This is a genomic window from Nocardiopsis codii (assembly GCF_036327455.1).
GTDB lineage: Bacteria > Actinomycetota > Actinomycetes > Streptosporangiales > Streptosporangiaceae > Nocardiopsis > Nocardiopsis codii.
In genome coordinates this window covers 173827-198854 of record NZ_JAUZMY010000006.1, presented here as the reverse complement: position 1 = coordinate 198854, position 25028 = coordinate 173827, and the positions used below count along the sequence as shown (strand labels likewise).

Here is a 25028-nt window from a genome sequence, read left to right as displayed (position 1 = left end):
CCGTCGGGGGCGCCCGGTCCCCGGCCCGTGCCGGGCACGGGCCGGGGATCCGTCCTGCGGTCAGTTCCCCTCGCACGCCAGGTGGCGGCTGATCACGAGGCGCTGCACCTGGTTGGTGCCCTCGACGATCTGGAGCACCTTGGCCTCGCGCATGTAGCGCTCGACCGGGAAGTCACGGGTGTAGCCGTAGCCGCCGAAGACCTGGACCGCGTCGGTGGTGACGCGCATCGCGGTGTCGGTGGCCATCAGCTTGGCCATGGCCGCCTGCCGGCCGAAGGGCCGTCCGGCGTCACGCAGCCGGGCCGCGGACAGGTAGAGGGCGCGGGAGGCGGCGATCTGGGTGGCCATGTCCGCGAGCATGAAGCCGACGCCCTGGAAGTCACCGATCGCGCTGCCGAACTGGCGGCGCTCCCGGGAGTAGGCCACCGCGGCGTCCAGCGCGGCCTGGGCGACGCCCACGGCGCAGGCGGCGATGCCCAGGCGGCCGGAGTCGAGTGCGGACAGGGCGATGCCGAAACCCTTGCCCTCCTCGCCGATCAGGGCGTCGGGGCCGAGCCGGACGTCGTCGAGGAGGACCGCGGCCGTCGGTGAGGAGCGCATGCCCATCTTGCGCTCGGGCGGGGCCGAGCCCAGGCCGGGGGTCCCGTCCGGGACGTGGAGACAGCTGATGCCGCGAGCCCCCGAGTCCGGGGCGCCGGTGCGGGCGAAGACGGAGTAGTAGTCGGCCTCGCCCCCGTGGGTGATCCAGGCCTTGGCGCCGTTGACCCGGTACCCGCCGCCGTCCACGCGCTCGGCGCGGGTGGTCAGGGCTGCGGCGTCGGAACCGGACGTGGTCTCCGACAGGCAGTAGGCGCCGAGGAGGTCGCCGCCGAGCATGCCGGGCAGGTGGGCGGCCTTCTGCTCCTCGCTGCCGAAGGCTGCCACCGGGTAGCAGGACAGGGTGTGGACGCTGACGCCCAACCCCACCGCGAGCCATCCGCGGGCGAGTTCCTCCACCACCTGGAGGTAGACCTCGTAGGGCTGCTCGCCGCCGCCGTACTCGCCGGGGTACGGGAGCCCGAGCAGGCCCGCCGCGCCCAGGACCCGGAAGACCTCGCGGGGGAAGACCCCCTCCTCCTCGTCCTGTGAGGCGCGGGGGGCGAGCTCCTTGTCGACGATCTCCCCGGTCAGTTCGAGGAGCTGTTCCGCCTCTGGTGTGTACAGCGTTCGTTCGACCGCCATGAGCCTCTCCCACGGTTCCGCGCCGGCCCCATCCACCACGTGGATGTAGTAGGACGTCCAACTATATGGTGACGAGCGGCACCCTATCCCAGGGGACGCGCGCGCACGCGGACCGGGTCGCCGGTCCCTTGACAGCGGGGAAGCGTACCCCCGATCGCATCGACACCACGACTCACAGCAACCTCCGGGACAATACGGCTGTACACAGACCCCTTCACCGTCCTAGATTCCACGCATGGACCTCGAACTCCGCCACCTGCGGACCATCTGCCTCCTGGCCGACACCGGCAGCGTGACCAAGGCGGCAGCCGCGCTCTCCACCTCCCAGCCCGCCCTCACGACCCAGCTGCAGCGGATCGAACGGGAGGTCGGAGGCCCGCTCTTCCACCGGGGGCGCTCGGGGGTCCGCCCGACCGAGCTGGGAGAGTTCGTCCTGGTCCGCGCACGCTCGGTCCTGCTGTCCATGGACGACCTGCTGCACGACATCACCGCGCGAGGGGCCTCTCCCACCACACTCCGGGTGGGCGGTGTCGGACCGCTGACCATAGAACTCTCGGCGCGGCTGCCGGAGGTCTTCCCGAACGTCCCCGTGCACGTGCGCACCGAGTACTCCCCCAAACTGGTCACCGACCTGGTGCGCGCCGGACGCCTGGACCTGGGGACCACCATCGACTACGTGGACCGCGACCTGTCCACGGACGGCCCGCTCTCCTGGGCGATGCTGTCGGTGGAACCGCTGCACGTGGCCCTGTGGGCGGACCACCCGCGCGCTCACCAGCCCCTGATCCGACTGGGCGACCTGGCGGAGTGCCCGTGGGCGCTGACCCCGCCGGACGGCACCGGCTGGCCCGAGTGCTTCTACCTGGCATGCCAGCGCGCGGGGTTCACGCCCGAGGTGCCCTACCGGCTGTACGACCGGTCGGAGATCCGCGACCTCATCGCCGACCGCAGGGCGATCGCCCCCTGCCAGTCGGACTTCGACACCGGGAAGGGCGTGGTGATCCGCCCCCTGGAGGGCGCACCCATCCAGTTGCGGCACCTCCTGGTCTGGCGGCGCGACAGCGCGGTGCACCAGGCCTCCGACGGCATCGCGCGGCTGGCGCGCGAGATCCTGCGGGGGACGCCCAGGTCCGCGGGGGCGACCGGTCCGGTCGCCCCCGCCTCCGCCGACGGCGTCGTCCCCGTCACAGGCCACTCCCAGACACCGGCCTGACCCTCGGGCGGCGAGCCCGACCGACGGCCGACCGTGCCGCCACAGGCGGCGGATAGCCCCCGGACCGGCGTGCGGCGGGACAGGGACGAGCCCGGTCGCGCATGTGGCCCGACCCCCGCGGCTGCCCCGCACCACCGCCTCCCGCCCGCGTCGGGACGACTCCTCCCCCGCCCGGCGCCCCACCACTCGCGCCCGGTGGCCCGTGCCCTGGTTCGCAGGCGCCCCAGGCCTCCCTCCGGCGCGGCGAACACCGGTTCCCGGCCACCGGAGAACGAAGGCCGGCAGGGCGCTCCTGCCCCGACCCCACCCTCACAGCACGTGCCGCACCCGCCCGGGTCGCGGTGGCGTGCGACACGCGCATGGTGTTTACTCGCAAGTAACGTACCCGTGAGTAGGGTTTCTCCCCGCCTCCGGTTCCATGCCCGCGAACTACTCACCCAGGGGCCACACACCCAGTCTGATCAGGCGCGACCTAGTCCAGGACACCCATCATGCGACCACTGAGCACCCTCGCCTCGGCACTGGCCGTCGCGGTTCTCGTCTCCTCCTGCTCCGACGGCCGAGCCGCGGACGACGAGGCCGCGGCCCTCGAGGCCGACATCCGGGGGGTCGGTGACGACGCCGTCGTCATCGGCACACACCAGCCCCTCACCGGACCGGCCTCCCCCGGATTCCGCCACGTGTCCACCGGCGCCCGCGCGGTGTTCGACCACATCAACGACAACGGCGGCATCCACGGGCGCCGGATCGAGTACCAGGTCCAGGACGACTCGTTCAACCCCGCGCAGACCGTGGAGGCCACCGAGTCCCTCATCGACGACCACGAGATCTTCGCGATGCTCGGCGGCCTGGGGACCCCGACCCACGAAGCGGTGATCGACGACCTCAACGAGGAGGGCGTCCCCGACCTCTTCGTCTCGTCCGGCGCCCTGGCCTGGGACCAGCCGGAGGTCTACCCCTACAGCTACGGATTCCAGGTCGACTACTCCAAGGAGGCCAAGGTCCAGGGCAACTTCATCGCGGAGAACTTCCCCGGTGACGACGTGGGCCTGCTGTACCAGAACGACGACGTCGGCCCCTCCTCCCACGCCGGGATCGAGCAGTACCTCACCGAGGAGATCGTGGCCTGGGAGTCCTACGACCCGGGCGTCCCCGAACTCGAGGGCCAGGTCGCCGAGATGAAGGCGTCCGGCGCCGACATCGCGGTCTGCCACTGCATCCCCGCGTTCCTGGGCATGGCCATCATGGAGGCGGCCGCCATCGGGTACACCCCGCAGTGGATCGCCCCCAGCTTCGGCGGCGACGTGGAGATCGTCAACGGGCTCATCGACGAGTACGCCGAGGGCACCGACGCGGAGGACGTCCCGCCGGAGAGCTTCACCGACGGCCTGATCATCACCGCGTTCCTGCCGATGGCCGCCCAGCGCGAGGACCCGTGGACCGAGTTCTTCCTGGAGATCCACGAGGAGTACAACGAGGGCACCCCGTTCACCGACACGACCGTGTACGGCATGGTGCAGGCGACCCTGTTCGCCCAGGTGCTGATGGAGGTCGGCCCCGACCTGACCCGGCAGAACCTGATCGACACCCTGCACGCGCACGAGTGGGCCGGCCCCGGGCTCGTCCCGTTCGCGGCCACCGAGGACGACCACAGCGGCTACTCCGGCGTCATGGTGGTACAGAACAGGGCGGGTGAGGAACCCGAGGTCCTCCAGGAGCCGATGGTCACCGACAGCGCCGGCGGGGAGATCCTCCCCTTCGATCTGGAACGCCCCACCCCGGACGAGGTGCCCCTCTTCGGCCCGGCGGGCGGGTAGGGGCGGCCCGCGGCGGCGGGCGCCGGATCAGCCCCGCCGCCCCCCGGCCCCGGCCGCCGCCGCGGACCGGCTCCGCAGCCACCACACCGCACCGATCACCACAGTGAGCAGAGTCCCCGCCACCGCGACCGGTCCGCCGAGGTCGGCTCCCCCGTCCCCGACCAGCACCAGCGCCGCCGTCGCCGGGACGGCTCCCGCGAACGTGCCCGAGGCGAACGGCCACACGCCCATCCGAGTCAGCCCGAGGCCGTAGTTCACCGCCTGGTACGGAACCACCGGCAGCAGCCGCAACTGGAGCACCGCCAGGAACGCGCGCCCACCCGCCAGGGCGTCCAGCCGTTCGCGGATCCCCTCGGGCAACCGCCGCGCCACCGCGTCCCCCGCCACGTGCCGGGCCACCGCGAACTGGGCCAGCGCGGCGCCCACCCCTCCCGCCAGTGCCAGGACGAGCCCGAGCGGAACCCCGAACAGCAGTCCCGCGAGGGCGTTCAGGGCGGGCCGCGGCACCAGGGCGAACACCGCCACGACGTAGACGGCGAGATAGACCGCGGGACCGGACGCGCCCGCGCCCTCCACCCAGCTCCGCAGGGCGGCCGGGCCCGGCCCGTGGAACAGCGCCAGAACCAGTACCGCGACCCAGGCCGCAAGCAGCACGGCCCGTGACAGCCGACCGCCGCGTCCTCCTCCGCCGCCGGGCGGCTCCTCCACCATCCCGGCAGCCTATGCCGGTCGGCGTCAGCGGCGCTCCAGGCGGGGGAACACCACCTGCTTCAGGATGAGCGTGAGCGCCGCCGCCGTCGGGATCGCCAGCAGGGCGCCCACGAGCCCCATCAGTGCCCCGCCGACGAGCGCCGCGGTGATGTTGACGGTCGGCGTGACGTCCACCGCGTGGCGCATCACCCGCGGCGCGATCACGTAGCTCTCGATCTGCTGGTAGATCAGGAAGAACACCAGCGTGACCAGCCCCAGCAACGGACTGCCCAGGGCCACCGCCAGGGAGGCCACCAGCGCCCCGATGGTGGTGCCCACCAGGGGGATGAGCGCTGTCACACCCACGACCAGGGCCAGGGTGAGAGCGTAGGCCGAGCCGATCGCCCACAGGAACAGGAACGCCACCACTCCGCCCAGGGCCGCCACCACCAGCTGGCCCGCGATGAACGCGCCGATGCGCCGGACGATCTCGTCGCCGATCCGGCGCACGCCGTCGCGGCTGGAGCGGGGCACGAGCCGGTAGGACACGTCCAGGATCCCGGGCAGCGACGCCATGAAGAACAGGGTCAGGATCAACACCGTGAACGTGGCGAACAGGGAGTTGAACACGACCTGCCCGACACCGACCAGCCCTCCGAAGAGCTGCTGCCCGAAGTCGGGCGCGGTGACCAGTCCCTCGAACTTGTCCAGGAGGTCGTAGCGCCGTTCGAGGTCGGCGAAGAAGGGCGTGTTCTGGAGGTCGTTCAGGGTGTCCGGCAGGTTCGTGGCGAAGCTCGTCACCTGCTCGGTGAGCGGGGGCACGATCGTCCAGAAGAACACGACGAGGAAGAGCACCATCGTCAGGCACACCGTGAGGATGGCCCCCCATCGCGGCATGCGGGCGCGACTGCGCAGCCCCTCGATCACGGGATTGAGCCCGACCGCGAGGAAGAGCGCGACGAGGATGTACACCAGGACCGCGCGGGCGCCGACGAGTGCCTGGACGAGCAGCCAGGCGGTGAGCACGCCCAGGGCGCCGACGAACCCGAGGAGGAAGTAGTTGGGGCGCTGGGGGCCGTCCCCGCCGTCGGGCAGTGCGACCGCATGGCTTCCCGGTGACATGTCCGCTGCCTCCCGCTACTCGGTGGTGTCGGGGATGCGCAAGGTGAACACCGCGCCGCCGAGCAGGTCGCTGTGCCCGGCCGTGAGGCTTCCTCCGCTGGCCCGTACGATCGCGCGCGAGATGGGCAGGCCCAGACCGCTGCCGCCCGGGTCCCGCTCGCGCGACTCCTTGAGGCGCGCGAACCGCTCGAAGATCCGTTCGCGGTCCATGGCGGGGATCCCCGCCCCGTCGTCGTGGACCTCCACCACCGACGCGTCTCCGTCGCGCTCGACGATGATGTCGATCCGGGAGCGGGCGTGGCGTTCGGCGTTGGCGATCAGGTTGGTGAGGACGCGGACCAGGCGGAGCCTGTTGATGGTCACGTGGACCGGGCCGGAGGCGTGCACCCTCAGTGCGGGGTGGCGCCGTTTGTCCACGAACTCCCCCGTGATGACCGCCGTCAGGTCGACCGGCTCCCGCTGGGTGGCCACGTCGGTGTCCAGGCGGGCGAGTTCGAGCAGGTCCGAGACGATGTTCTCCAACCGCTCGGTGTCCGAGAGCAGGCCGGTGAGCAGGAGTTCGCGCGAGCGGGTGTCCGGTTCGGGGTCGGAGAGCTCGACCTCCAGCTTGGTGCGCATTCCGGCGATGGGGTTGCGCAGCTCGTGTGAGGCGTCGGAGACGAACCGCCGCTGCCGGGTGACGGCCTCGTCCAGCCGGGCCAGGCTCGCGTTGGCGGTGCGGGCCAGGTGGGCGATCTCGTCGTCGCTGCGGGGGACCGGGAGCCTGCGGTTCAGGTCGCTGGCGGAGAGCGTGTCGAGCTGCTCGCTGATCCTCTCCACCGGCCGCAGGGCGCGGCCGACCCCGAACCAGATGATGATCGTGGTGATGACGAGGAGGACCACGGACGTCCCCAGCAGCACCAGCTCGATCAGTCCCGAACCCAGGATGTTGGGCGCCCTCGTCGCCGTCAGGACGACGACCTCGCCGTACACGGACTCGTGGACGGCGTACCCGACCACGAGCAGGCAGTCGTTGGGTGCGGGACCCGCGATCACGCCGCAGACGGTGGTCTCGAGGCGGAAGTCCCCCGCGGCCGGGCGCATGTCCGTGATCGGGGGCTGGCCCTGCACCGCGCTGGAGGCGGCGACCACCTGGTCGGTCTCCCAGTCGACGATCTGTATGCGCAGGATCGTCTCGCCGTTGGGGATGGGCCCTTCGTAACGTTCGGTGACGATCTGCTCGGAGACCCTGCGGGCCTCGTCGTCCGCCTGGTCCCTGGCCTGGGTCAGCGCTATCTCCCGGATGAGGTAGCTGCTGAGGAAGAGTGACAGGCCGGTGACCAGGATCAGGGCGACGACCGCCCCGACGGTGACCCTGGCACGGATCGACCGGGGGCGCAGTCGGCCCCACACTCCCCCGCGTCCGCTGCTCCGCTCTGACACCCGCCCATTGTCACCCATCGCGACCATAATCCGGCGAATGGTGAACGGTGTGGCGCAGAGTGCGCCGTGGAGGCGGCGACGGCCGGGAGAGGGTGGGCGGCCCGCGGGCCCCTACTCGTAGGGGTCCGGCGGATCGGTGACCTCACGGACCTCCAGGGCCGTGATCTCGTGTTCGCTGACCTCGAAGATCTCACCCTCGGGCTCGACCCAGGTGCCCCGCACCGTCCACCACGTGTCGGCCTCGGGCGCGGGCTCGTTGGAGATGTACACCTTGTTGACGACGGCGTCGGCGGCGCAGCAGGCCATCTGCAGGCGTGCGAGGTACCACCCGTCCCCGTCCCTCTCGGGCACCGCGAACCCGGTCAGCTCGACCTCCTGCCCGGCCAGCAGGCGGTCCTCGTCGATCCAGGCGCGCATCACGAACTGCCGGATGTCCAGGGTGACGACCTCGCCCGGAGAGGCCTCCTCGATCCCGTCGTCGAACACCCCCGAGCGCCGGTCCTCGGGCGGCGGTCCGGAGGAACCGGAGGTGGCCTCCACCGTGTAGGAGCCCAGGGCGGGCGGGGCGACGACGAACACGGCGAGCACCGGGAGCAGGAGCAGCCACGCCACGCCGGGGGCCCGGGAGTGGTCGTGTGCGTCGTGGCCGCGACCGCGGCCGTACGCTTCCTCGTAGTCCCTCTCCACGGCGGCCGCGCCCTCCGCGCGGACGGCGGCGGGCTCCTCCTGCTCGTGCCGCTCCTCCAGCGCCTCGTTCTCGCCGCGGATCTCGGCGGCGATGACGAGCACGCCGAGCAGGACCATCACCACGCCTGCGGCGATGAGGAAGGGACCGAAGCCCGCCTTGACCCAGTTGAGGTAGAGGTCGGTGGGGATCGTGCTGGTCAGCGCGGCCGCGCCGAGCAGGACGAGGGTGAGTCCCTGGGCGATGCGGTTCACAGGAGCAGTCCTCCGATCAGGAAAGTGCTGAGCAGCCCGACCACCAGGCACAGCGGCGCGAAGCGGGCCACGAAGCGCCAGCCGAAGACGCCCGCCTGCATCGCGAGGAGCTTGAGGTCGACGATCGGTCCGATCACCATGAACGCGAGCTTGGCGGTGGGCGAGAAGTCGGTGAGGCTGACCGCGACGAACGCGTCGGCCTCGGAGCAGATGGACAGCAGGATGGCGAGGAGGGCGAGCACGAGGACCGAGACCACCGGCATCCCGGCGACCGCCAGCAGCCACTCGCGCGGCACCATGATGTTGAGGGTGGCCGCGGCCAGACCTCCGACCACCAGGTAGCCGCCCGCGTGCATCATGTCGTGCAGCATCGACTCGCGGAAGACCTGCCACCGGGAGCTTCCGGGGGCGTGCGTGTGCGTGGGCAGGCGGAGCCAGTCGGCGCGGCCGAAGCGCACCCAGATCCACCCGATGACCACGGACGCGAGCAGCGAGGCCACGAACCGCGCCAGGATCATCTCGGGCTGTCCGGCGAAGGCCACCGCCGTGGCGATCATGACGACCGGGTTGATGGAGGGCGCCGCCAGCAGGAAGGTGAGCGCGGCCGCCGGGGCGACCCCGCCCTTGATCAGGCTTCCGGCGATGGGCACCGAGGCGCACTCGCAGCCGGGCAGCAGGGCCCCGGAGGCCCCGGCGATCGGCACGGCCCGGCTCGGCTTGGACGGGATGAACCGCTGGTAGGCCGAGGGCGGCACGAACGCGGTGAGCGCGGCGGACAGCGCCACCCCGAACACCAGGAAGGGCAGCGCCTGGAAGCTGATCGCGGTGAAGATGGTGGCCCACGCCAGGAACGCCTGGCTGGTCAGCTCGTCGGAGATCCAGGCGTGCCCCAGCGCCATCGCGGTGATGAACAGGGCGAACAGCCAGACCGTTCCGGTCCTGCGGCGGCCCCGTTCACGCCCCCAGTCCTCGGGGGGAAGCTCGTCGCCGCGCTCCGACCACCCCCCGGCGAGGGAGTCGCCGAGGGAGGCCGGCGGGGGCTGGATGGGTTCGGCGGCCGGTGAGGTCCGGTCGGGCACGGCGGTCTCCGTGGTGGTCGGGCGGGGTCTCCACGCATAGTACCGAAAATCGTTTTCGTCCGGGACGGGCCGACGCCCCCTGTGGACGACCGTCCTCCGCGGGGCGGGGAGGAGCCCCGCAGCGGGGGCCTCGCACACCGCCCGGTGTCGGCGCCGCGGCGCCCGGCGGGCCCGCTAGGGCGTGTTCCGCGGGTCATTCCGGGCTCGCGTCCCCCAGGCTGCCTCTCGCCGCACCGACTGCGCTCGGACAGCCAAACCCGGGCTGACCTGCACTACCCGTCTTGCGAGAGATGGCCTGGAAGCCGCTCGCGTCGATCGGCGCAAGCGCCGAGTCAACCGAAAGCATCCACAGAACACGCCCTAGCGCTCCTGCGGACCCTGGTCCGGCCCCTCGTCCGGGCCGTCGTCGCCCGGGCCGTCCTCCTCGGCACCGGGGTCCGCGTGGGAGCCGCCGGTTCCACCGTCGTTCGCGTCCCGCTCCGCCAGGGCCGTGGCCGGGTCGCTCGGGGCGTCCCCCTCCCCGCGCTGGACGTCGTCGGGGAGGGAGCCGGAGGCGGGACCCCAGCACTCCACGTTCCGGAGGTCGGGCATCTTGGACAGCGTGAACTGCGGGTCGAGCCCGTTGCGGAGCTGTCGGCTGTAGTCGGCCAGCAGCCGGAAGGCGACGGCCGACAGCGGCGCCAGTGCCACGAGGTTGACGGTGGCCATGGCACCCATGGCGATGTCGGCCAGGTTCCACACCAGGGTCAGCGGCGCCACGGAGCCGATGAACACCGCGGCCAGCACCGCGTAGCGGAAGTAGGTCATGTGCTGCGGGTCGGCGTCCAGGAACCGGAGGTTGGACTCGCCGTAGTAGTAGTTCCCCAGGACGGAGGTGAAGGCCAGCAGGAACAGGATCACCGTCAGCGCGTGCACGGACCAGTCGCCCAGGGAGTACTGGAGGGCCCGCTGGGTGACCTCCGCTCCGGTCTCCACGCCGAAGTCCGGGTTGTACACGAGGATGATGAAGGCGGTCACCGAGCACACCAGCCAGGTGTCGAAGTACACGCCCAGGGTCTGCACGAGCCCCTGCTTGGCCGGGTGGGAGACCGACGCGGTGGCACCGGCGTTGGGGGCGGACCCCAGTCCCGCCTCGTTGGAGAACATGCCGCGCCGCATGCCCTGCACGATCGCGGCGCCCACGCCGCCGGCGGCGGCCTCGCGCAGCCCGAACGCCGAGGCGAAGATGTCGGCGACGACCCGGGGCAGCTCGCCGATGTTGAGGATCACCACTGCCGCGCCGAGCAGGATGTAGAGGATCGCCATGAGGGGCACGAGCGTCTGGGCGACGGTGGCGATGCGGCGCACCCCGCCGAAGATGACGGCGGCGGTCAGCCCGACCAGCGCCAGTCCGACCAGCAGGTTCAGGAACCAGCCGGTGGGCGAGCCCAGTTCGTGCGCGGAGGTGGAGATGGCCCCGGTGATGCTGTTCGCCTGCACCGAGTTGAAGACGAGGCTGAAGGTGACGGTGATGAGGACCGCGAAGAGGGCGCCCATCCACCGCTGCCCCAGCCCGAGCAGCATGTAGTACGCGGGCCCGCCTCGGAACCCCGTGCTGGTGCGCACCTTGTACAGCTGGGCCAGCGTCGACTCCACGAACGCCGCCGCGCCCAGGACACAGGCCATCGCCCACATCCAGAAGACCGCTCCGGGCCCGCCCAGCATGATCGCGGTCGCCACGCCGACGATGTTCCCGGTCCCCACCCGGGATGCGGCGGAGATGGCGAAGGCCTGGAAAGCCGAGATCTCCCTGCCTCCGTCGGGCGCGGTTCCCGGGCTGCTCCTCAGCACCCGGAACATCTCGGGGAACAGCCGCAGCTGCACGAGCCCCGAACGCACCGTGAAGTACAAGGCGAGAACGACCAGGAGCGGGATGAGGAGGTAGCTCCAGAAGAAGTCGTTGACGGTGACGAGTAGGACGTTGAGGACGTTCACGCGTTCCCCTTCAGGCGGCGTGGTGGTCCCGAGTACGACATCGGGGCTGTCCCGCAACTGTCCAGGCCACCTCCGGTTTCGGGCGATTCGGACACGCGAAGGGGCGGTAAAGGACCGTAATGGGTCAACAACCCCGGCCGGACACATGATCGGGGTCCGACCTGTGGGGGCGCCGCCCATGGTCAGCCGGGCGCGCCCTTCCTACCGTTCCGGCATGGAACAGAACTCCTCCCCCGAACCCCCGTCCGCACCCGAGACCCGGAAACCGGGGAAGCCCTTCCTCCGCGTGGTCACCGCCAGCCTGGTCGGCACGACCATCGAGTGGTACGACTTCTTCCTCTACGGCGCCGCGGCCGCCCTGGTCTTCAACCACGTCTTCTTCCCCGAGTCCGACCCCCTGGTCGGCACGATGCTGGCGTTCACCACCTACGCGGTCGGGTTCGTCGCCCGCCCGCTCGGAGGGCTGGTCTTCGGCCACTTCGGCGACCGGGTCGGCCGAAAACAGCTGTTGATCATCAGCCTGCTCATGATGGGCGGCGCGACCTTCGCGATCGGGCTGCTGCCGACCTACGCGGCGATCGGCGTGGCAGCGCCGCTCCTGCTGACCCTGCTGCGGGTCGTCCAGGGATTCGCGCTGGGCGGCGAGTGGGGAGGGGCGGTCCTGCTGGTCGCCGAGCACGGACAGCCCAGGCACCGGGGCTTCTGGGCCTCCTGGCCCCAGGCGGGCGCACCGGGCGGCAACCTGCTGGCCACCGCGGTCCTGGCGGTCCTCGCGGTGGTGATGAGCGACGCGGTGTTCCTCGACTGGGGGTGGCGCATCCCGTTCCTGCTCTCGGGCGTCCTGGTCCTCCTGGGCCTGTGGATCCGCCTCGCGGTGAGCGAGTCCCCGGTGTTCCGCGAGGCGCACGAGCGGGCCGCGGCCTCGTCCGGTCCCGAGCGCGCCCCGATCCTGGGCGTGCTCCGCGACCACTGGCGCGAGGCACTGGTCGCGATGGGCGTGCGCATGGCCGAGAACGTCTCGTACTACGTGGTCACCGCGTTCATCCTGGTCTACGCGACCCAGCAGGTGAACATGCCCAACGGCCAGGTCCTCAACGCGGTCCTGATCGCCTCGGCGGTGCACCTGGTGACGATCCCCGCCTGGGGAGCCCTGTCGGACCGGTTCGGCCGCCGTCCGGTGACGGCGATCGGTGCGGTGGGGGTCGCCGTGTGGGCTTTCGCGTTCTTCCCCCTCATCGACCTGGGTTCCTTCTGGTCGGTGACGCTGGCGGCGACGGTGGGACTGGTGATGCACGGGGCGATGTACGGCCCGCAGGCGGCGTTCTTCTCCGAGCTGTTCAGCACCCGTGTGCGCTACTCGGGAGCGTCGGTCGGCTACCAGCTGGCCTCGATCGTGGCCGGGGGCCTGGCCCCCCTCATCGCGACCGCCCTGCTGATGCGGTTCGGCACCAGCCTCCCCATCTCGCTGTACGTGGCGGCGATGGGCGCGATCACCCTCCTGGCCGTCGCCCTGTCCCGGGAGACCCGGGGTCGCGACCTGCGCGAGGTGCCGGTGTCCGAGAGAAGAGGGTAACCCCGGAAAAGGGCTCGGGCCCGGCAGGAGAACCTGCCGGGCCCGAGTCCGTTCACACCCTAGTGCTGCGGGGCGGAGTCGTAGCGGTCGGTGCGGGGACGGTCGCCCCGGTAGCCGCCGCCACCGCTGCCGCCGCGGTAGCCGCCGCCACCGCCGCGGTTCTCGCCGCCACGGTAACCGCCGCCACCGCCGCGGTTGTCGCCACCGCGGTAGCCGCCGCCACCGCCGCGGTTCTCGCCGCCGCGGTAGCCGCCCTCGCCGCGCGGGGCGTACTCACGGCGCTCGCCGCCGCGGTAGCCGCCGCCCTCGCCGCGGTCGTTGCGGCGCTCGCCGTCACGGAAGCCGCCGCCCTCGGGGCGGTCGCCCCGGTAGCCGCCGCCACCGCTGCCGCCGCGGTAGCCGCCGCCACCGCCGCGGTTGTCGCCGCCACGGTAACCGCCGCGGTAGCCGCCGCCACCGCCGTAGCCGCCGCCACTGCGACGGGGGCCACCGCGTCCGCGGCGCTCGCGCACGGGCTCGGGCGGCTCGATCCACGGCTCCCAGGAGGGCTCCTTGGCCCCGGTCACCTCGGTGAGCAGCTCGTCGCCCGGGTTGACCAGGTGCTGCTTGGCGTCGACGCCGGCGTCACTGAGCAGGCGGCGCGCCATGCGGCGCTGGTTGGGCGCGACCAGGGAGACGACCAGGCCGGAGGCGCCGGCGCGCGCGGTACGGCCGCCGCGGTGCAGGTAGTCCTTGTGCCCGGTGGGCAGGTCGATGTTGACGACCATGTCGATGCCGTCGACGTGGATGCCGCGGGCGGCGACGTCGGTGGCGACCAGCGCCTGGATCTTGCCCTCGCGGAACTTGGCGAGGGTGCGGGTGCGCACGCTCTGCGTCTTGCCGCCGTGCAGGGACGCGCAGGGCACGCCCGCCGCCGCCAGCTGCTCGCTGATGGCGTCCGCGCGGTACTTGCTGCGCACGAACAGGATCGTGCGGCCGTCGCGCGCGGCGATCTGGGTGATGATCTTGTTCTTGTCACGGGGCAGCACCTTGAGCAGGTGGTGCTCCATGGCGGTGACCTGGGAGACCGGCGGGTCCACGGAGTGGGTCTGCGGGTCCTTCATGTACTTGCGGACCAGCTTGTCGACATCGCCGTCGAGCGTGGCCGAGAACAGCAGGGTCTGACCGTCGGGGTGCACCTGGTCGAGGAGCTCGGTGACCTGCGGCATGAAGCCCATGTCGCACATCTGGTCGGCCTCGTCCAGCACCGAGACCTCGACGTCGCTCAGGTCGCAGGCGCCCTGGTCGATGAGGTCGGTGAGACGGCCCGGCGTGGCGACGAGGACCTCGACGCCGCGGCGGAGTTCGTTGATCTGGCGGGTGTAGGAGCTACCGCCGACGACGTCGCCGACGCGCACACCCACGACGCGGGAGTAACCGCGCAGGGCGTCGCGCACCTGGTGGGCGAGTTCGCGGGTGGGCACCAGGATCAGGGCCCGGGGGCGGTTGGCGGCGGCGCGGCGCTCCGCGGCGCGCATCAGGACCGGCAGGCCGAAGGCCAGGGTCTTGCCCGATCCGGTGCGACCGCAGCCGAGGACGTCGCGGCCCTCGATGGCGTCGGGGATGGTGGCGGCCTGGATCGGGAACGGGGTGGTCACACCGTTCTTGGCCAGCTCGTCGACGATGTCCTGGGGAAGCCCCAGGGAGTCGAAAGCGGGCATTACGGCAGTGTCCGTCGTCAAGTGACGTGTACCTTCCTCATCGTTTGGCGGCGTTTCGAGGAAGGCTCCACACGGCCACAGCGGACCCAGCGAAGAAATCACACAAACGCGCCTGATCACACGCGGAAGCGGACCCCTTCGATTCTTGGGGCTCCTGCGCTCGGTGCATCCCACTGCGTGGGTACGAGCAACTCTTCGGGCAAGAGTGGCGCCGACGGGGTCGACACGCTCTCCGCGTCTTGTGCGGCCTCGGCGCGCTCGGATGCGCGCGGCATTACTGGACGACCGCTTGCAGAAGCGTACTAGACATCGTCCGGAATCGGGGACGGGATGGGGGTTTTTCACCGGTGATACGGGTCTCCCCCACCCCTTCCCGGGTGTCGCGCCGCGTCTAGGAGGACATCGTCCGGGCCAGCGCGGTGAGGCGGCCGACCTGGGCGCGGCGCTCGGCCTCGGCCTGTTCCCCGAGTGTGTTGCCCGCGGCCTGTTGGAGGAGGGCCTTGGTGGCGGCCGCGGCCTCGGCGTCGGTGGCGAGCAGCGCGGCGACGACGTCGTCCACGGCGGCGGAGAGCTCGTCTGCGGGGACGACGAGTTCGGCCAGTCCGAGTTCGCGGGCCTCCTGCGCGCCGACGCGGCGGGCGGTCAGGCAGATCTCGACGGCGCGGTGGACACCGACGATGTCCACGAGCGGCTTGGTTCCGGTGAGGTCGGGGACCAGCCCGAGGGCGGGCTCCTTCATGCAGAAGTTGGCGTCGTCGGCGAGGATGCGCAGGTCGCAGGAGAGCGCCAGCTGAAAGCCCGCGCCGATGGCGTGGCCGCGTACGGCGGCGACGGTGACGAGGTCGGGGCGGCGCAGCCAGAGGAAGCCCTCCTGGAGGCCGGCGATGTACGCCTCGACGTCGGCCTTGGTGGAGGTGCCGTCGAGGATGCCCGCGACCATGGAGCGCTCGCCGTCCACACCCTCGGGGGTGAACATGTTGAGGTCGATGCCGGCGGAGAAGATGTCACCTTCCCCCGCGAGCACGACGATTCGGACATCGGCCGGGAGGGTCTGGCCGATGTGGGCCAAGGTGGTCCAGGTGCGGCCGGTCATGGCGTTGCGCCGTTCGGGGCGGCTGATGGTGATGCGGGCGACCTGGCCGTCCACGGCCAGCCTGAGCCCGGCCCGGGTCAGCTCCGCTTCCGTGGGCAGCTGCCCGGGCCCGTTCGACGCCTGTGCCATGGGTTCCTCCGTCGTGCTCGGTGTCACCCCCGATATTACTCATCGGTAACCACCGGTCGCACGTACGGGGCCTCAGGCCTTGCGCGTGGCCCCGCCGCGCCCGCGCAGCTCGGCTCCTGCCTCACTGAGCAGCCGGTGGACGAAACCGTAGGAACGCCCGGTGGCCGCCGCCAGCATGCGGATGCTCTCGCCCGAGTCGTAGCGCCGCTTGAGCTGGGCCGCGAGCTCGGAACGGTCCGTCCCCGCCACCCGGGTGCCCTTCCTCAGCGCATCGTCCACAGTTCACTCCTCCGAGTCGTCCGGTCAACCGCTTCTGGAATCCCTGCCATGATCCGGCATGGCGCTCACGCCCCGCCACATTCACCTCGCGCCGCGCCGCGCACCCCCGCCCCGACCCAGGTTTCGGAACGCCGCAAACACCAACCGAAAAAGACGGAGGTGAACCTCCCAGCACGCTGGGCGTCCACCTCCGTCACCGCGGGCCCTCACGGCCCCCGTCTCACGCCAGCGAGATCAGGTCCTCGAACTCGGCGTTCCACACGTCCTCGACACCGTCCGGCAGCAGGATGACCCGTTCGGGCTGGAGCGCGTCGACCGCGCCCTCGTCGTGTGTCACCAGCACGATCGCACCCTTGTAGTTGCGCAGCGCCGCCAGGATCTCCTCGCGGCTGGCCGGGTCCAGGTTGTTGGTGGGCTCGTCCAGCAGCAGCACGTTGGCGCTGGAGACGACCAGCGTGGCCAGGGCCAGCCGGGTCTTCTCCCCGCCGGAGAGCACGCCCGCCGGCTTGTCGACGTCGTCGCCGGTGAACAGGAACGAGCCCAGCGTGCGCCGCGCCTCCACCTCCGGGAGGTGCGGGGCCGCGCTCATCATGTTCTCCAGGACGCTGCGGCCCACGTCCAGGGTCTCGTGCTCCTGGGCGTAGTAGCCGAGCTTGAGCCCGTGCCCGGGAACCACGGAGCCGAAGTCGGGCTCCTCGACCCCGCCGAGAAGCCGCAGCAGCGTGGTCTTGCCGGCGCCGTTGAGGCCCAGGATCACCACGCGGCTGCCCCGGTCGATCGCCAGGTCCACGCCGGTGAAGATCTCCAGCGAGCCGTAGGACTTGGACAGCCCCTCCGCCATCAGCGGCGTGCGTCCGCTGGGCGCCGGGTCGGGGAAGCGCAGCTTGGCCACCTTGTCGGACTTGCGCACGCCCTGCACGCCGTCCAGGAGCCGGTCGGCCCGGTTGAGCATCTGCTGGGCCGCCCGCGCCTTGGACGCCTTGGCCCGGAACCTGTCCGCCTGCTTGCGCAGGGTGTCGGCCTGCTTCTCGGCGTTGGCCAGCTCGCGCTTGCGCCGGCGCTCGTCGGCCTCGCGCTGCTCCAGGTACAGCTTCCAGCCCATGTTGTAGATGTCGATGACGCTGCGGTTGGCGTCCAGGTAGAACACCTTGTTCACCACGTGCTCGACCAGGTCGACGTCGTGGCTGATCACGATGAGTCCGCCCTGGTGCGACTTGAGGAAGTCGCGCAGCCAGACGATGGAGTCGGCGTCCAGGTGGTTGGTGGGCTCGTCCAGCAGCAGCGTGTCGGCGCCGCTGAACAGGATGCGCGCCAGCTCGATGCGGCGGCGCTGACCGCCGGAGAGCGTGTGCAGGGGCTGGGAGAGCACCTTGTCGGGCAGGCCCAGGCTGGAGGCGATGGCGGCGGCCTCGGACTCGGCGGCGTACCCGCCCAGCACGTGCAGGCGCTCCTCCCACCGGGAGTAGGCGCGCACACCCTTGTTACGGGTCTTGTTGTCGGTACTGGCCATCTTCTTCTCGGCCTCGCGCATACCGCGCAGGGCCTCGTCGATGCCGCGGGCGGACAGCACGCGGTCCTGGGCGATGACGTCCGGGTCGCCCGTGCGCGGGTCCTGAGGCAGATAGCCGATGGTGCCGGAGGATGTGACCGTACCGCCGGTGGGCAGGCCCTCGCCCGCCAGCACCTTGGTCATGGTCGTCTTGCCCGCACCGTTGCGGCCGACCAGTCCGATCCGGTCCCCGGCGGCGACGCGGAAGGTGGTCGGCTCCAACAGGAGTCGAGGACCGACACGCAGTTCGAGGTCGGTGGCGATCAGCATGGTGGGGCTTCCTACGAGGTGGTGGGACGGTTCGGTTCGGCCGGACGCGCACCCGCGGTGAACGGGAGCGGTGGCTCCTCCGCGTCGGTGGGGGTGGTGGCCATCGGGCCGACCGACCCAGCCTAACGGCACGGACGGGGGATGCGGCGATCCGTTTTCCCGGAAGCAGCCGGACACGGCTGTGCCCCCGCCCACCGGTCAACGGGGGCGGGGGCACCGCGCATTCCCCTCGGTCGGGCGTCGCCGGTCACTCCGGCGCCCGCGAGGCCCTACTCCTCCTTGGCGGCGGAGTCCGTGCCCTCGGTCTCCGCGTCCCCGGGCGTCCTGGCCGCGGTCTCCCTCTCCTTGGGGACCTTGGCCACGACGACCGCTGTCGCCGCCACGGGTTGCTTCCCGTCGGGGGCCGCCGGCGGTTCGTCCGCCGAGTCGTCGTGATGGCTCGGCGGACGGTTGCGCAGCAGGGCCGCCAGGACCGCGGCCACCGGCGTGGCCAGGAACATACCGGGGATGTTCCCGACCACGGCGCCCACGGAGATCGCGATCAGCACGACGGGCGACGGCAGGTCGAGCGACGCACCGTAGATGCGCGGTGCGAAGACGTTGCTCTCCAGCTGCTGCACCAGGACCACGGCGCCGACGACGACGAGCGCGACGATCCAGCCCTCGGTGACGAACGCGACCATCGCGGCCAGGAGGCCCGTCAGGAAGGCGCCGATGATCGGCAGGAACGCGCCGACGAAGGTCAGCACGATCAGCGGGATGGCAAGGTTGATGTCGATCAGGAAGACCAGGGCGATGCCGATGCCGACGGCGTCGAAGAACCCGACCGCGGCCACACCGCGCACGTAGCGCCCCATGACGCCGTAGGCGACGTCGCCCGCGTGGCGCAGGCCCGGACGGGAGCGCGGCGGGAACAGGGTGAGGAACCAGTCCATGAGCTGGTCGCCCGAGTGCACGAAGTACACGGTCAGGGCGATGATGAGGACGATGCCCACCAGCACCGAGATCACGGCGGCGCCCGCGGTCCAGGCACCGCTGAGCAGCTGGTCCTGGTTCTCGGAGATCATGGCCTGGATCTGCACCCAGGCGTCGTCGATCATGTCGGTGAACAGCGCCGGGTCGAGCCCGAAGGGCACCTCGATGTCCTGAAGTTCACTGACCGCGCTGGTGACGCTGTCGACCAGGGGGCCGAAACCCTGTACGGCGGGCGTGACGATCATCGAGATCACGCCGCCGAAGATGACGAGTCCGACCAGGATCGAGATCGCCGTCGACGACCCCCGGCCCAGGCCCTTGCGCCGCAGCAGGTTGGCGAGCGGCATGAGCAGGGCGGTGATGAACACCGCGAGGATCATCGGCAGGGTGACGACCGACAGGTAGACGAGGCCGTAGAGGAGCAGGCCGGCCACGACCCCGATCAGGAGGAAGCGCCAGGCGACGTCGCTGACCGACTTCAGGATGTCGCCCGCTCCGACGTCGTCCTGCTCGGCCGGGCCCTGCGCCGGGTCCTGGGGTTCGGGCTCGGAGGGCTCGTTCCGGGCCTCCAACTGGGCGAGGCGCTCGGCTCTGGCCCTGCGGGCCGTGAGCCATTTGTTCAGGAGCGCCCACACTCCCGGCCGTTGGGCTTGCACATGAACTCCATTCTCAGGATGCTGCGTGGTGCCCGCACGGGAGGCGACGGGCACGCGGAGGTGGTACCGGGGGGATGCGCGGACGAGGGTCCTGGTTCTCCCGTGCCCGTCGGGAAATCAACGGCGTCAGAACTGCCAGGGTTCCCTGGGGCGGCCACTGTGCACGATCTCGTTGCCGAAAGGCGCCAGCGCCACGGGGATCATCTTCAGCGAGGCCCAGGCCAGCGGGATCCCGATGATAGTGACGGCGAGGCCGAGCGCGGTGGCGATATGGCCGATCGTCAGCCACCAACCGGCGACGATCAGCCAGATGACGTTGAGGAAGGTACTGCCGCCGCCGGCCCCCTGCCTGCGGACCAGCTCCCTGCCGAAGGGCCAGATCGCGTAGCTGGCCATGCGGAAGGAGGCGATCCCGAACGGGATGGTGACGATCAGGATGCAGCAGATGACTCCGGCGACGACGTAGCCGACCGCCAGCCAGAAGCCGGCGACGAAGAGCCAGATGATGTTCAGGATGAGCCGCAAGAGGGCCACGGTGTTTCGTCTCCTCGGATTGGGTTCCGCGTCCGCGGGTGCGCGCGATCCCGCGTGGACGGGGCCGCACCCGTTGCTTTCTATCGTCTGGGACGCCGCCGCACCATGACCCGTTCCGGGCGGTTCCCCCGGTCCTTCCCCTAGGGGTGGGGAGGCGTACGCGCGCCGGGCCCCGAGGGGGCGTGCGGGACGGTGCGTCGCGGCGTGCCCGGGGAGGATATCGACCCGGTCCGCCGGGGCCGTCACCCCGCGCCGTGCACCCCGGCGGACGCGACGCAGGGTGAGGACATACGGTCACGCCAAATCTCGGAGCTCCACACAGACCACAATGTGATCGGTGTATCAGGAGAACCCCCTAGGCAGGAGGGACATCGCACCATACGATGTGCTGTGTCCTGCTCAAGACCGTAGATCTTGTGATTTACGACAAACTCGGACAAACGACCGAAGACCAGTCAGTAGACATCAGGTTTCGGTAACGGTTGGGCGAGTAATTTCCCCACCCCCCGTGCAGGATCGGGAGTGGGGATGGCATGATTACGTACCGGCTCGGACGGAGGCCGTCACCGCCTCCGCAGCCGTTCGCGTGAGAGCACTCCGTCTTCAGCAAACCCTGCCGCATGGTCTGTGCTTCTCGTGGTCTCAGCCACACCGGGGAACATCGTCTGCACCGTTCGGCGTTTGCGTCGTGCGGGGTGACTCACGCCGCATGACCAACTTTTGGTGACTGAAGCTTTTTCCGACAGCTTACTAGTGATTTCAGTAGAGGTGGTTCAAGCATGTCTCAGGTACGTCGGCAGGCCGCGCTGCGCCCCCGCCCGAGCTGGGGGTGGCAGGATGCCGCCGCGTGCCGGGGCGAGGACCTTGTGCTCTTCTTCGGCCCGGATGGCGAACGCCAGCCGGAGCGGGAGATTCGGGAGCGCAAGGCCAAGGAGATCTGTGCGGCCTGCCCTGTGCGAACCGACTGCCTGGACTACGCGATCTCGCGTCCGGAGAAGTACGGTACCTGGGGTGGCCTGAACGAGGACGAGCGCGCCTCCGAGCGCCGTCGCCGTATGCGCCGCGCCAACGCTGCCTGACCGAGGTTCCCGAACCACGGCACAGCGGATCTCCCCCGGTGGCCCCGGCCCCCGATCAACCCGCGGCGCCCCGACGTTCGACGTCGAGGGCGCCGCGGGTTTTCTCATGCCCCGAGGGGCCGTGGAAGCCCCGGTTTCCGCACTCCGGACCCGGCGGGTTCACTCCCTGCGGCCCGCGAGGTGCCGGTCGAACCAGTCCAGGGTCTCCCCCGCGACCTGGCGCCACTCCTTCGCACCGTGGAGCAGTTGCTCAGCGCCCGACATGACACGCAGGTCGGTCGGTCCGCCCATGCGGCCCCGCGCCCACTCACCCAGCTCGCGCACGAAGGAGTCCCTGCTCTCCAGCAGGACCAGGACCGGTGCCCGGACCTCGGGCAGGCTCGGTTCGGCCAGGTCGATCCGCCCCCCGTGGACCACCACCGCGGCCACGTCCTCCGGGCGTTCGGCGGCCGTGACCAGAGCCGCCGGAGCCGCGCTTCCCGAACCCAGCACCCCCAGGGGCTCGTTCGCCGCGTCGGTCGCGCGGCGCAGCCAGGTGACGGCGGCACTCAGCCGCTCGCCCATCACGGCCGTGTCGGCGCCGCCCGAACCCGACTCCTGCTCCTGGACGGTCAGCAGGTCCAGGAGGAGGGTCGCGTACCCGGCCTGCTGCATGGCCGACGAGATCGCCTGCCAGCGCGGGTCGGAGCGCCCCTCCCCCGCGGCCAGCACCACCGCGCCGCGCAGGACGGCGGGCACGGTGAGATCGCCGTCGAGGTAGACCCGGCCCGCGCGCACCCGCACCCCGCGGGCCGCGTCGGACCTGGGGTGGACCCGGCCCTGCTCGGCGAGGATCGCGGTGACGTGTCCGTCGGAGAGCTGGTCGAAGTCGCGGTACCACTCACCCACGGAGTGGAAGTTGTCCGGCGCGCTGAGCACCACCAGTTCGTCGACGTCCTCCCGCAGCGCCTCCACGGCCTCGGGCGCCGCGACCGGCACCGCCAGGATCAGCCGTGAGGGGCCCGCCTCGCGCACCATCCGCAGTGCGGCGCGTGCGGTGCCGCCCGTCGCGACGCCGTCGTCCACGATCACGCAGTCGCGTCCGGCGATGCGCGGCCCCGACCTGTCGCCCCGGTAGACGCGGCGTCTGCGGTCGAGTTCGTCCCGCTCGGCGGCGACGGTGTCGGACAGGGCCTGGCGGGGCACCTGCATCCGTGCCAGGGCGCGGTCGTCGAAGAGCACGCGCCCGTCCTCGGCTATCGCCCCCACCCCCGTCTCGGGCCGGCCGGGCAGCCCGATCTTGCGGACCATGAGCACGTCGAAGTCGGCGTCCAGGCGTCGGGCGAGTTCGGCCCCGACCGGGACCCCGCCGCGCGGCAGGGCCAGGACGAGGGGATCGTTGACCGCGAGGGGGCGCACCCGCTCGGCGAGGCGTCGCCCCGCTTCGGACCGGTCGGCGAAGGGCAGTGAAACGGGTACCGGGTTCATGTCCTCACCGGTGCAGGGACCGGAGCCCCGACACCGCTCCTCTCGGCTGTGTGGAGTGAGCCGCTGGAAAGTGCTACCGGCATACCCCCCGACGCGGCGGTCCCAACCCCGCAGCCGAGCAAAAACCGTGTGGCTCAGGTCCGGCGGAGCCCGCTCCTGAGCACCCCCATCAGGAGCGCGTCGTGTCGGCGCCCCTCCCAGAGCAGCGAGTCGCGCAGCCGGCCCTCGACGGCGAACCCGCAGGAGCGGTAGACGGCGATGGCGCGCATGTTGAAGGCGTAGACGTAGAGCCAGACCCGGTGGAGGCCGATGCTCTCGAAGGCGTACTCCAGCACGAGTTGGGTGGCCTCGCGGCCCAGGCCCTGACCGGTGAACTCGATGGCGGACAGGGCGATGCGGTACCCGGCGCTCTCGTTCTCCGCGGCCACGGCGTAGATGGACAGCTCACCCAGGTAGCGCCCGTCCTTGGGGGCGATGATGGCCAGGTCCAGGCGGTCGGTGCGGCCCGCACGGGTCGCGCACCACTCCCTCGCCTCCGCGTAGGTGAGGTGTCGGTGGGTGCCGGTGAGTCTGCGGACCTCCGTGTCGAGGCCGGCTGAGAAGTAGGCGTCGGTGTGCTCCGGTCCCAGCGGGACCAGGTGGACCCGTTCCCCGGTGAGGGTGGGCTTTGCTCTCAGCGCGCTCGTGTTGATCATGAGATCTTCCGGTTCCGTCCGGGCACCGCGCGAGACGGTTGCCGGTAGGGGGGAGTCGGCGGACAGCAGGCTGGGGGTGCCCTGCGCGCGAGCGGGCCGCGGGGCGGGCCGGGACAGGGGCCCTGGGTCGCGGTGGTGGCCGAGCGGTCCCGGGGAGGGAGCCTCTCGGATACGGAGCGGACCCCCTATGTAAATCGCGACCGCGCCCTATGGCAAGCCCGGCCGGATCGGTCGCCGAAAACGTCTGTCGTCCCATGAGCGGACTGGATAGCATCTGCTCGCACCGAACAGTCCACGTGGGAGCCGCCTTGAGCATGTCCGCCGAGAAGACCGACGCACCACCCCCGGAGGCCCGCAGGGCCAGGGTCGCGGTCTCCACCCTCTTCTTCGTCAACGGGTTCACCTACACCAACGCGGTTCCGTGGCTGCCGGTGATCAAGGCGCAGCTGGGGCTGACCAACGCCGAACTGGGCCTGGCGATCGCGGCGATGCCGACCGGTGCGATCCTCACCGGGATGCTGGCGGGACCGCTGATCCACTGGTTCGGCAGCGGCCGGGCGGCGGTCGGGACCAGCCTGATCTCTTTGGGAGCGCTCCCATTCATCGCGCTGGCGCAGAGCTGGTGGATGCTCGCCGCCGCGCTCTTCGTCCTGGGCAGCGCCGACGCCTGGACCGACTCCGCCCAGAACTCGCACGGACTGCGCGTCCAACGGCGCTACAGGCGCAGCATCATCAACACCTTCCACGCCGTGTGGAGCCTGGCGGCGGTCTCCGGGGGGCTGTTGGGCGCGACGATGGCCGGGCTCGGGGTCCCCCTCCTGTGGCACCTGGGCCTCGTCTCCGCCGTGCTGCTGGTGGTGAACCTCGTGGTGAGCCGGATGCTGCTGCCCGGACCGGACAGCAGCGAGCGCGAGGACGGGACCAGCGGCGAGGACGGACGGCGGCTGCGCGTCCCCGGCCGTGCGGTGCTCCTCCTGGTCGGACTCGGCGTGCTGCTGATGTTCGCCGGCGGCATCGAGGACTCGGCCGCGTCCTGGGGTGCGGTGTACATGACCTCGGAACTGGACGCGTCGCTGTTCCTCGCCGCCCTCCCGTTCGTGGCCTGCCAGGCGATGATGACGCTGGGACGGCTCGCCGGCGACCGGGTGACCGACCGGTTCGGCCCGGTGGCCGTGGGCCGGGCCAGCGGACTGCTCGCGGGAGGCGGGATCGCGTTCGCCCTGCTCCTGCCGCACCCCGTGACCACCGTGATCGGCTTCGGCGTGATGGGCCTGGGGGTGGCCACACTGTTCCCGCTCACCCTGGCCGCCGCCGGGAACGTGCCGGGGGTGCGCACCGGCGACGGGGTGACCGTCGTCGGTTGGCTGGGGCGTGCGGGCTTCCTGGGTTTCCCGCCCCTGATCGGCTTCCTCGCCGACTCGTTCAGTCTGGGGACGGCCCTGTGGGTGATCGCCGGTGCGGGCGTCACCGCGTTCCTGCTGGCTTCGGCGCTGCGCCCGCGCGAGTGACGTCCGGGGGCTGAGGTCGGGGTACCGTCCCGGCCCTCGGCGCA

General features: G+C 71.2%; 20 protein-coding genes. 5 read left to right on the top strand and 15 right to left on the bottom strand.

Going from position 1 to position 25028, the window contains the following annotated elements; genetic code table 11:
- Positions 1–60: 60 nt before the first annotated feature.
- Positions 61–1221, bottom strand: coding sequence for an acyl-CoA dehydrogenase family protein (locus tag Q8791_RS08665; RefSeq protein WP_330091082.1), 1161 nt, complete (start codon positions 1219–1221; stop codon positions 61–63).
- Between the two features lie 235 nt (positions 1222–1456).
- Here Q8791_RS08665 and Q8791_RS08660 point away from each other — a divergent pair, with 235 nt between their 5' ends.
- The gene (locus tag Q8791_RS08660; protein WP_330091081.1) at positions 1457–2434 is read left to right on the top strand and encodes a LysR family transcriptional regulator; all 978 of its coding nucleotides are present in this window, start codon (positions 1457–1459) and stop codon (positions 2432–2434) included.
- 491 nt (positions 2435–2925) lie between these two features.
- The gene (locus tag Q8791_RS08655) at positions 2926–4251 is read left to right on the top strand and encodes an ABC transporter substrate-binding protein (RefSeq protein WP_330091080.1); all 1326 of its coding nucleotides are present in this window, start codon (positions 2926–2928) and stop codon (positions 4249–4251) included.
- A 27-nt stretch (positions 4252–4278) separates the two neighbouring features.
- On the opposite strand, the gene Q8791_RS08650 is transcribed toward Q8791_RS08655, so the two are convergent.
- From Q8791_RS08650 to Q8791_RS08625, 6 genes are all read right to left on the bottom strand, one after another.
- Complete coding sequence (locus tag Q8791_RS08650) at positions 4279–4962, bottom strand: TVP38/TMEM64 family protein (RefSeq protein ID WP_330091079.1); 684 nt, start codon at positions 4960–4962, stop codon at positions 4279–4281.
- A 24-nt stretch (positions 4963–4986) separates the two neighbouring features.
- A complete protein-coding gene (locus Q8791_RS08645; protein ID WP_330091078.1) occupies positions 4987–6063 on the bottom strand; it encodes an AI-2E family transporter in 1077 nt (358 codons plus the stop codon).
- A 15-nt stretch (positions 6064–6078) separates the two neighbouring features.
- Entirely contained in the window at positions 6079–7485 is a 1407-nt protein-coding gene (locus tag Q8791_RS08640; RefSeq protein ID WP_330091077.1) for a sensor histidine kinase, read from the bottom strand.
- 111 nt (positions 7486–7596) lie between these two features.
- Positions 7597–8424 carry a TIGR03943 family putative permease subunit gene (locus Q8791_RS08635; RefSeq protein WP_330091076.1) on the bottom strand — a complete coding sequence of 276 codons (828 nt, stop codon included), beginning with the start codon at positions 8422–8424 and terminating at the stop codon, positions 7597–7599.
- Positions 8421–9503 carry a permease gene (locus Q8791_RS08630; protein ID WP_330091075.1) on the bottom strand — a complete coding sequence of 361 codons (1083 nt, stop codon included), beginning with the start codon at positions 9501–9503 and terminating at the stop codon, positions 8421–8423. The genes Q8791_RS08635 and Q8791_RS08630 overlap by 4 nt, the downstream gene beginning before the upstream one ends.
- A 360-nt stretch (positions 9504–9863) precedes the next feature.
- On the bottom strand, positions 9864–11477 hold the full coding sequence (locus tag Q8791_RS08625; protein WP_330091074.1) for an alanine/glycine:cation symporter family protein: 1614 nt from the start codon (positions 11475–11477) through the stop codon (positions 9864–9866).
- A 214-nt stretch (positions 11478–11691) separates the two neighbouring features.
- Between Q8791_RS08625 and Q8791_RS08620 the strand changes: the two genes are divergently transcribed.
- Positions 11692–13050: an MFS transporter gene (locus tag Q8791_RS08620; RefSeq protein ID WP_330091073.1), complete on the top strand. Its 1359-nt coding sequence runs from the start codon at positions 11692–11694 to the stop codon at positions 13048–13050.
- A gap of 59 nt (positions 13051–13109) precedes the next feature.
- Here Q8791_RS08620 and Q8791_RS08615 read toward each other — a convergent pair whose 3' ends face one another.
- From Q8791_RS08615 to Q8791_RS08590, 6 genes are all read right to left on the bottom strand, one after another.
- Positions 13110–14750, bottom strand: a complete 1641-nt coding sequence (locus Q8791_RS08615) for a DEAD/DEAH box helicase (protein ID WP_330091072.1) — start codon at positions 14748–14750, stop codon at positions 13110–13112.
- Positions 14751–15141: 391 nt separating this feature from the next.
- A complete protein-coding gene (locus tag Q8791_RS08610; RefSeq protein ID WP_330091071.1) occupies positions 15142–15972 on the bottom strand; it encodes an enoyl-CoA hydratase/isomerase family protein in 831 nt (276 codons plus the stop codon).
- Between the two features lie 72 nt (positions 15973–16044).
- Positions 16045–16251: a helix-turn-helix domain-containing protein gene (locus Q8791_RS08605; RefSeq protein WP_267949208.1), complete on the bottom strand. Its 207-nt coding sequence runs from the start codon at positions 16249–16251 to the stop codon at positions 16045–16047.
- A gap of 220 nt (positions 16252–16471) precedes the next feature.
- Positions 16472–18070: an ABC-F family ATP-binding cassette domain-containing protein gene (locus tag Q8791_RS08600; protein WP_330091070.1), complete on the bottom strand. Its 1599-nt coding sequence runs from the start codon at positions 18068–18070 to the stop codon at positions 16472–16474.
- A 269-nt stretch (positions 18071–18339) separates the two neighbouring features.
- On the bottom strand, positions 18340–19701 hold the full coding sequence (locus Q8791_RS08595) for an AI-2E family transporter (RefSeq protein ID WP_407941969.1): 1362 nt from the start codon (positions 19699–19701) through the stop codon (positions 18340–18342).
- A gap of 126 nt (positions 19702–19827) precedes the next feature.
- Positions 19828–20235, bottom strand: coding sequence for a YccF domain-containing protein (locus Q8791_RS08590; RefSeq protein WP_330091069.1), 408 nt, complete (start codon positions 20233–20235; stop codon positions 19828–19830).
- Between the two features lie 779 nt (positions 20236–21014).
- On the opposite strand from Q8791_RS08590, the gene Q8791_RS08585 reads away from it, so the two are divergent.
- Positions 21015–21314: a WhiB family transcriptional regulator gene (locus Q8791_RS08585; RefSeq protein ID WP_017588640.1), complete on the top strand. Its 300-nt coding sequence runs from the start codon at positions 21015–21017 to the stop codon at positions 21312–21314.
- Positions 21315–21473: 159 nt separating this feature from the next.
- Here the strand turns inward: Q8791_RS08585 and Q8791_RS08580 are convergent, their stop codons facing one another.
- Positions 21474–22781, bottom strand: coding sequence for a phosphoribosyltransferase family protein (locus Q8791_RS08580; protein WP_330091068.1), 1308 nt, complete (start codon positions 22779–22781; stop codon positions 21474–21476).
- 134 nt (positions 22782–22915) lie between these two features.
- Positions 22916–23476, bottom strand: coding sequence for a GNAT family N-acetyltransferase (locus Q8791_RS08575; protein ID WP_330091067.1), 561 nt, complete (start codon positions 23474–23476; stop codon positions 22916–22918).
- Between the two features lie 314 nt (positions 23477–23790).
- Here Q8791_RS08575 and Q8791_RS08570 point away from each other — a divergent pair, with 314 nt between their 5' ends.
- On the top strand, positions 23791–24984 hold the full coding sequence (locus Q8791_RS08570) for an MFS transporter (RefSeq protein WP_330091128.1): 1194 nt from the start codon (positions 23791–23793) through the stop codon (positions 24982–24984).
- Positions 24985–25028 lie beyond the last annotated feature (44 nt).

Coding starts and splice junctions, on each gene's coding strand:
- Q8791_RS08665 (WP_330091082.1), bottom strand. CDS start 1,221: ATGGCGGTCGAACGAACGCTGTACACACCAGAGGCGGAACAGCTCCTC.
- Q8791_RS08660 (WP_330091081.1), top strand. CDS start 1,457: ATGGACCTCGAACTCCGCCACCTGCGGACCATCTGCCTCCTGGCCGAC.
- Q8791_RS08655 (WP_330091080.1), top strand. CDS start 2,926: ATGCGACCACTGAGCACCCTCGCCTCGGCACTGGCCGTCGCGGTTCTC.
- Q8791_RS08650 (WP_330091079.1), bottom strand. CDS start 4,962: ATGGTGGAGGAGCCGCCCGGCGGCGGAGGAGGACGCGGCGGTCGGCTG.
- Q8791_RS08645 (WP_330091078.1), bottom strand. CDS start 6,063: ATGTCACCGGGAAGCCATGCGGTCGCACTGCCCGACGGCGGGGACGGC.
- Q8791_RS08620 (WP_330091073.1), top strand. CDS start 11,692: ATGGAACAGAACTCCTCCCCCGAACCCCCGTCCGCACCCGAGACCCGG.
- Q8791_RS08615 (WP_330091072.1), bottom strand. CDS start 14,750: ATGCCCGCTTTCGACTCCCTGGGGCTTCCCCAGGACATCGTCGACGAG.
- Q8791_RS08610 (WP_330091071.1), bottom strand. CDS start 15,972: ATGGCACAGGCGTCGAACGGGCCCGGGCAGCTGCCCACGGAAGCGGAG.
- Q8791_RS08600 (WP_330091070.1), bottom strand. CDS start 18,070: ATGCTGATCGCCACCGACCTCGAACTGCGTGTCGGTCCTCGACTCCTG.
- Q8791_RS08585 (WP_017588640.1), top strand. CDS start 21,015: ATGTCTCAGGTACGTCGGCAGGCCGCGCTGCGCCCCCGCCCGAGCTGG.
- Q8791_RS08580 (WP_330091068.1), bottom strand. CDS start 22,781: ATGAACCCGGTACCCGTTTCACTGCCCTTCGCCGACCGGTCCGAAGCG.
- Q8791_RS08575 (WP_330091067.1), bottom strand. CDS start 23,476: ATGATCAACACGAGCGCGCTGAGAGCAAAGCCCACCCTCACCGGGGAA.
- Q8791_RS08570 (WP_330091128.1), top strand. CDS start 23,791: ATGTCCGCCGAGAAGACCGACGCACCACCCCCGGAGGCCCGCAGGGCC.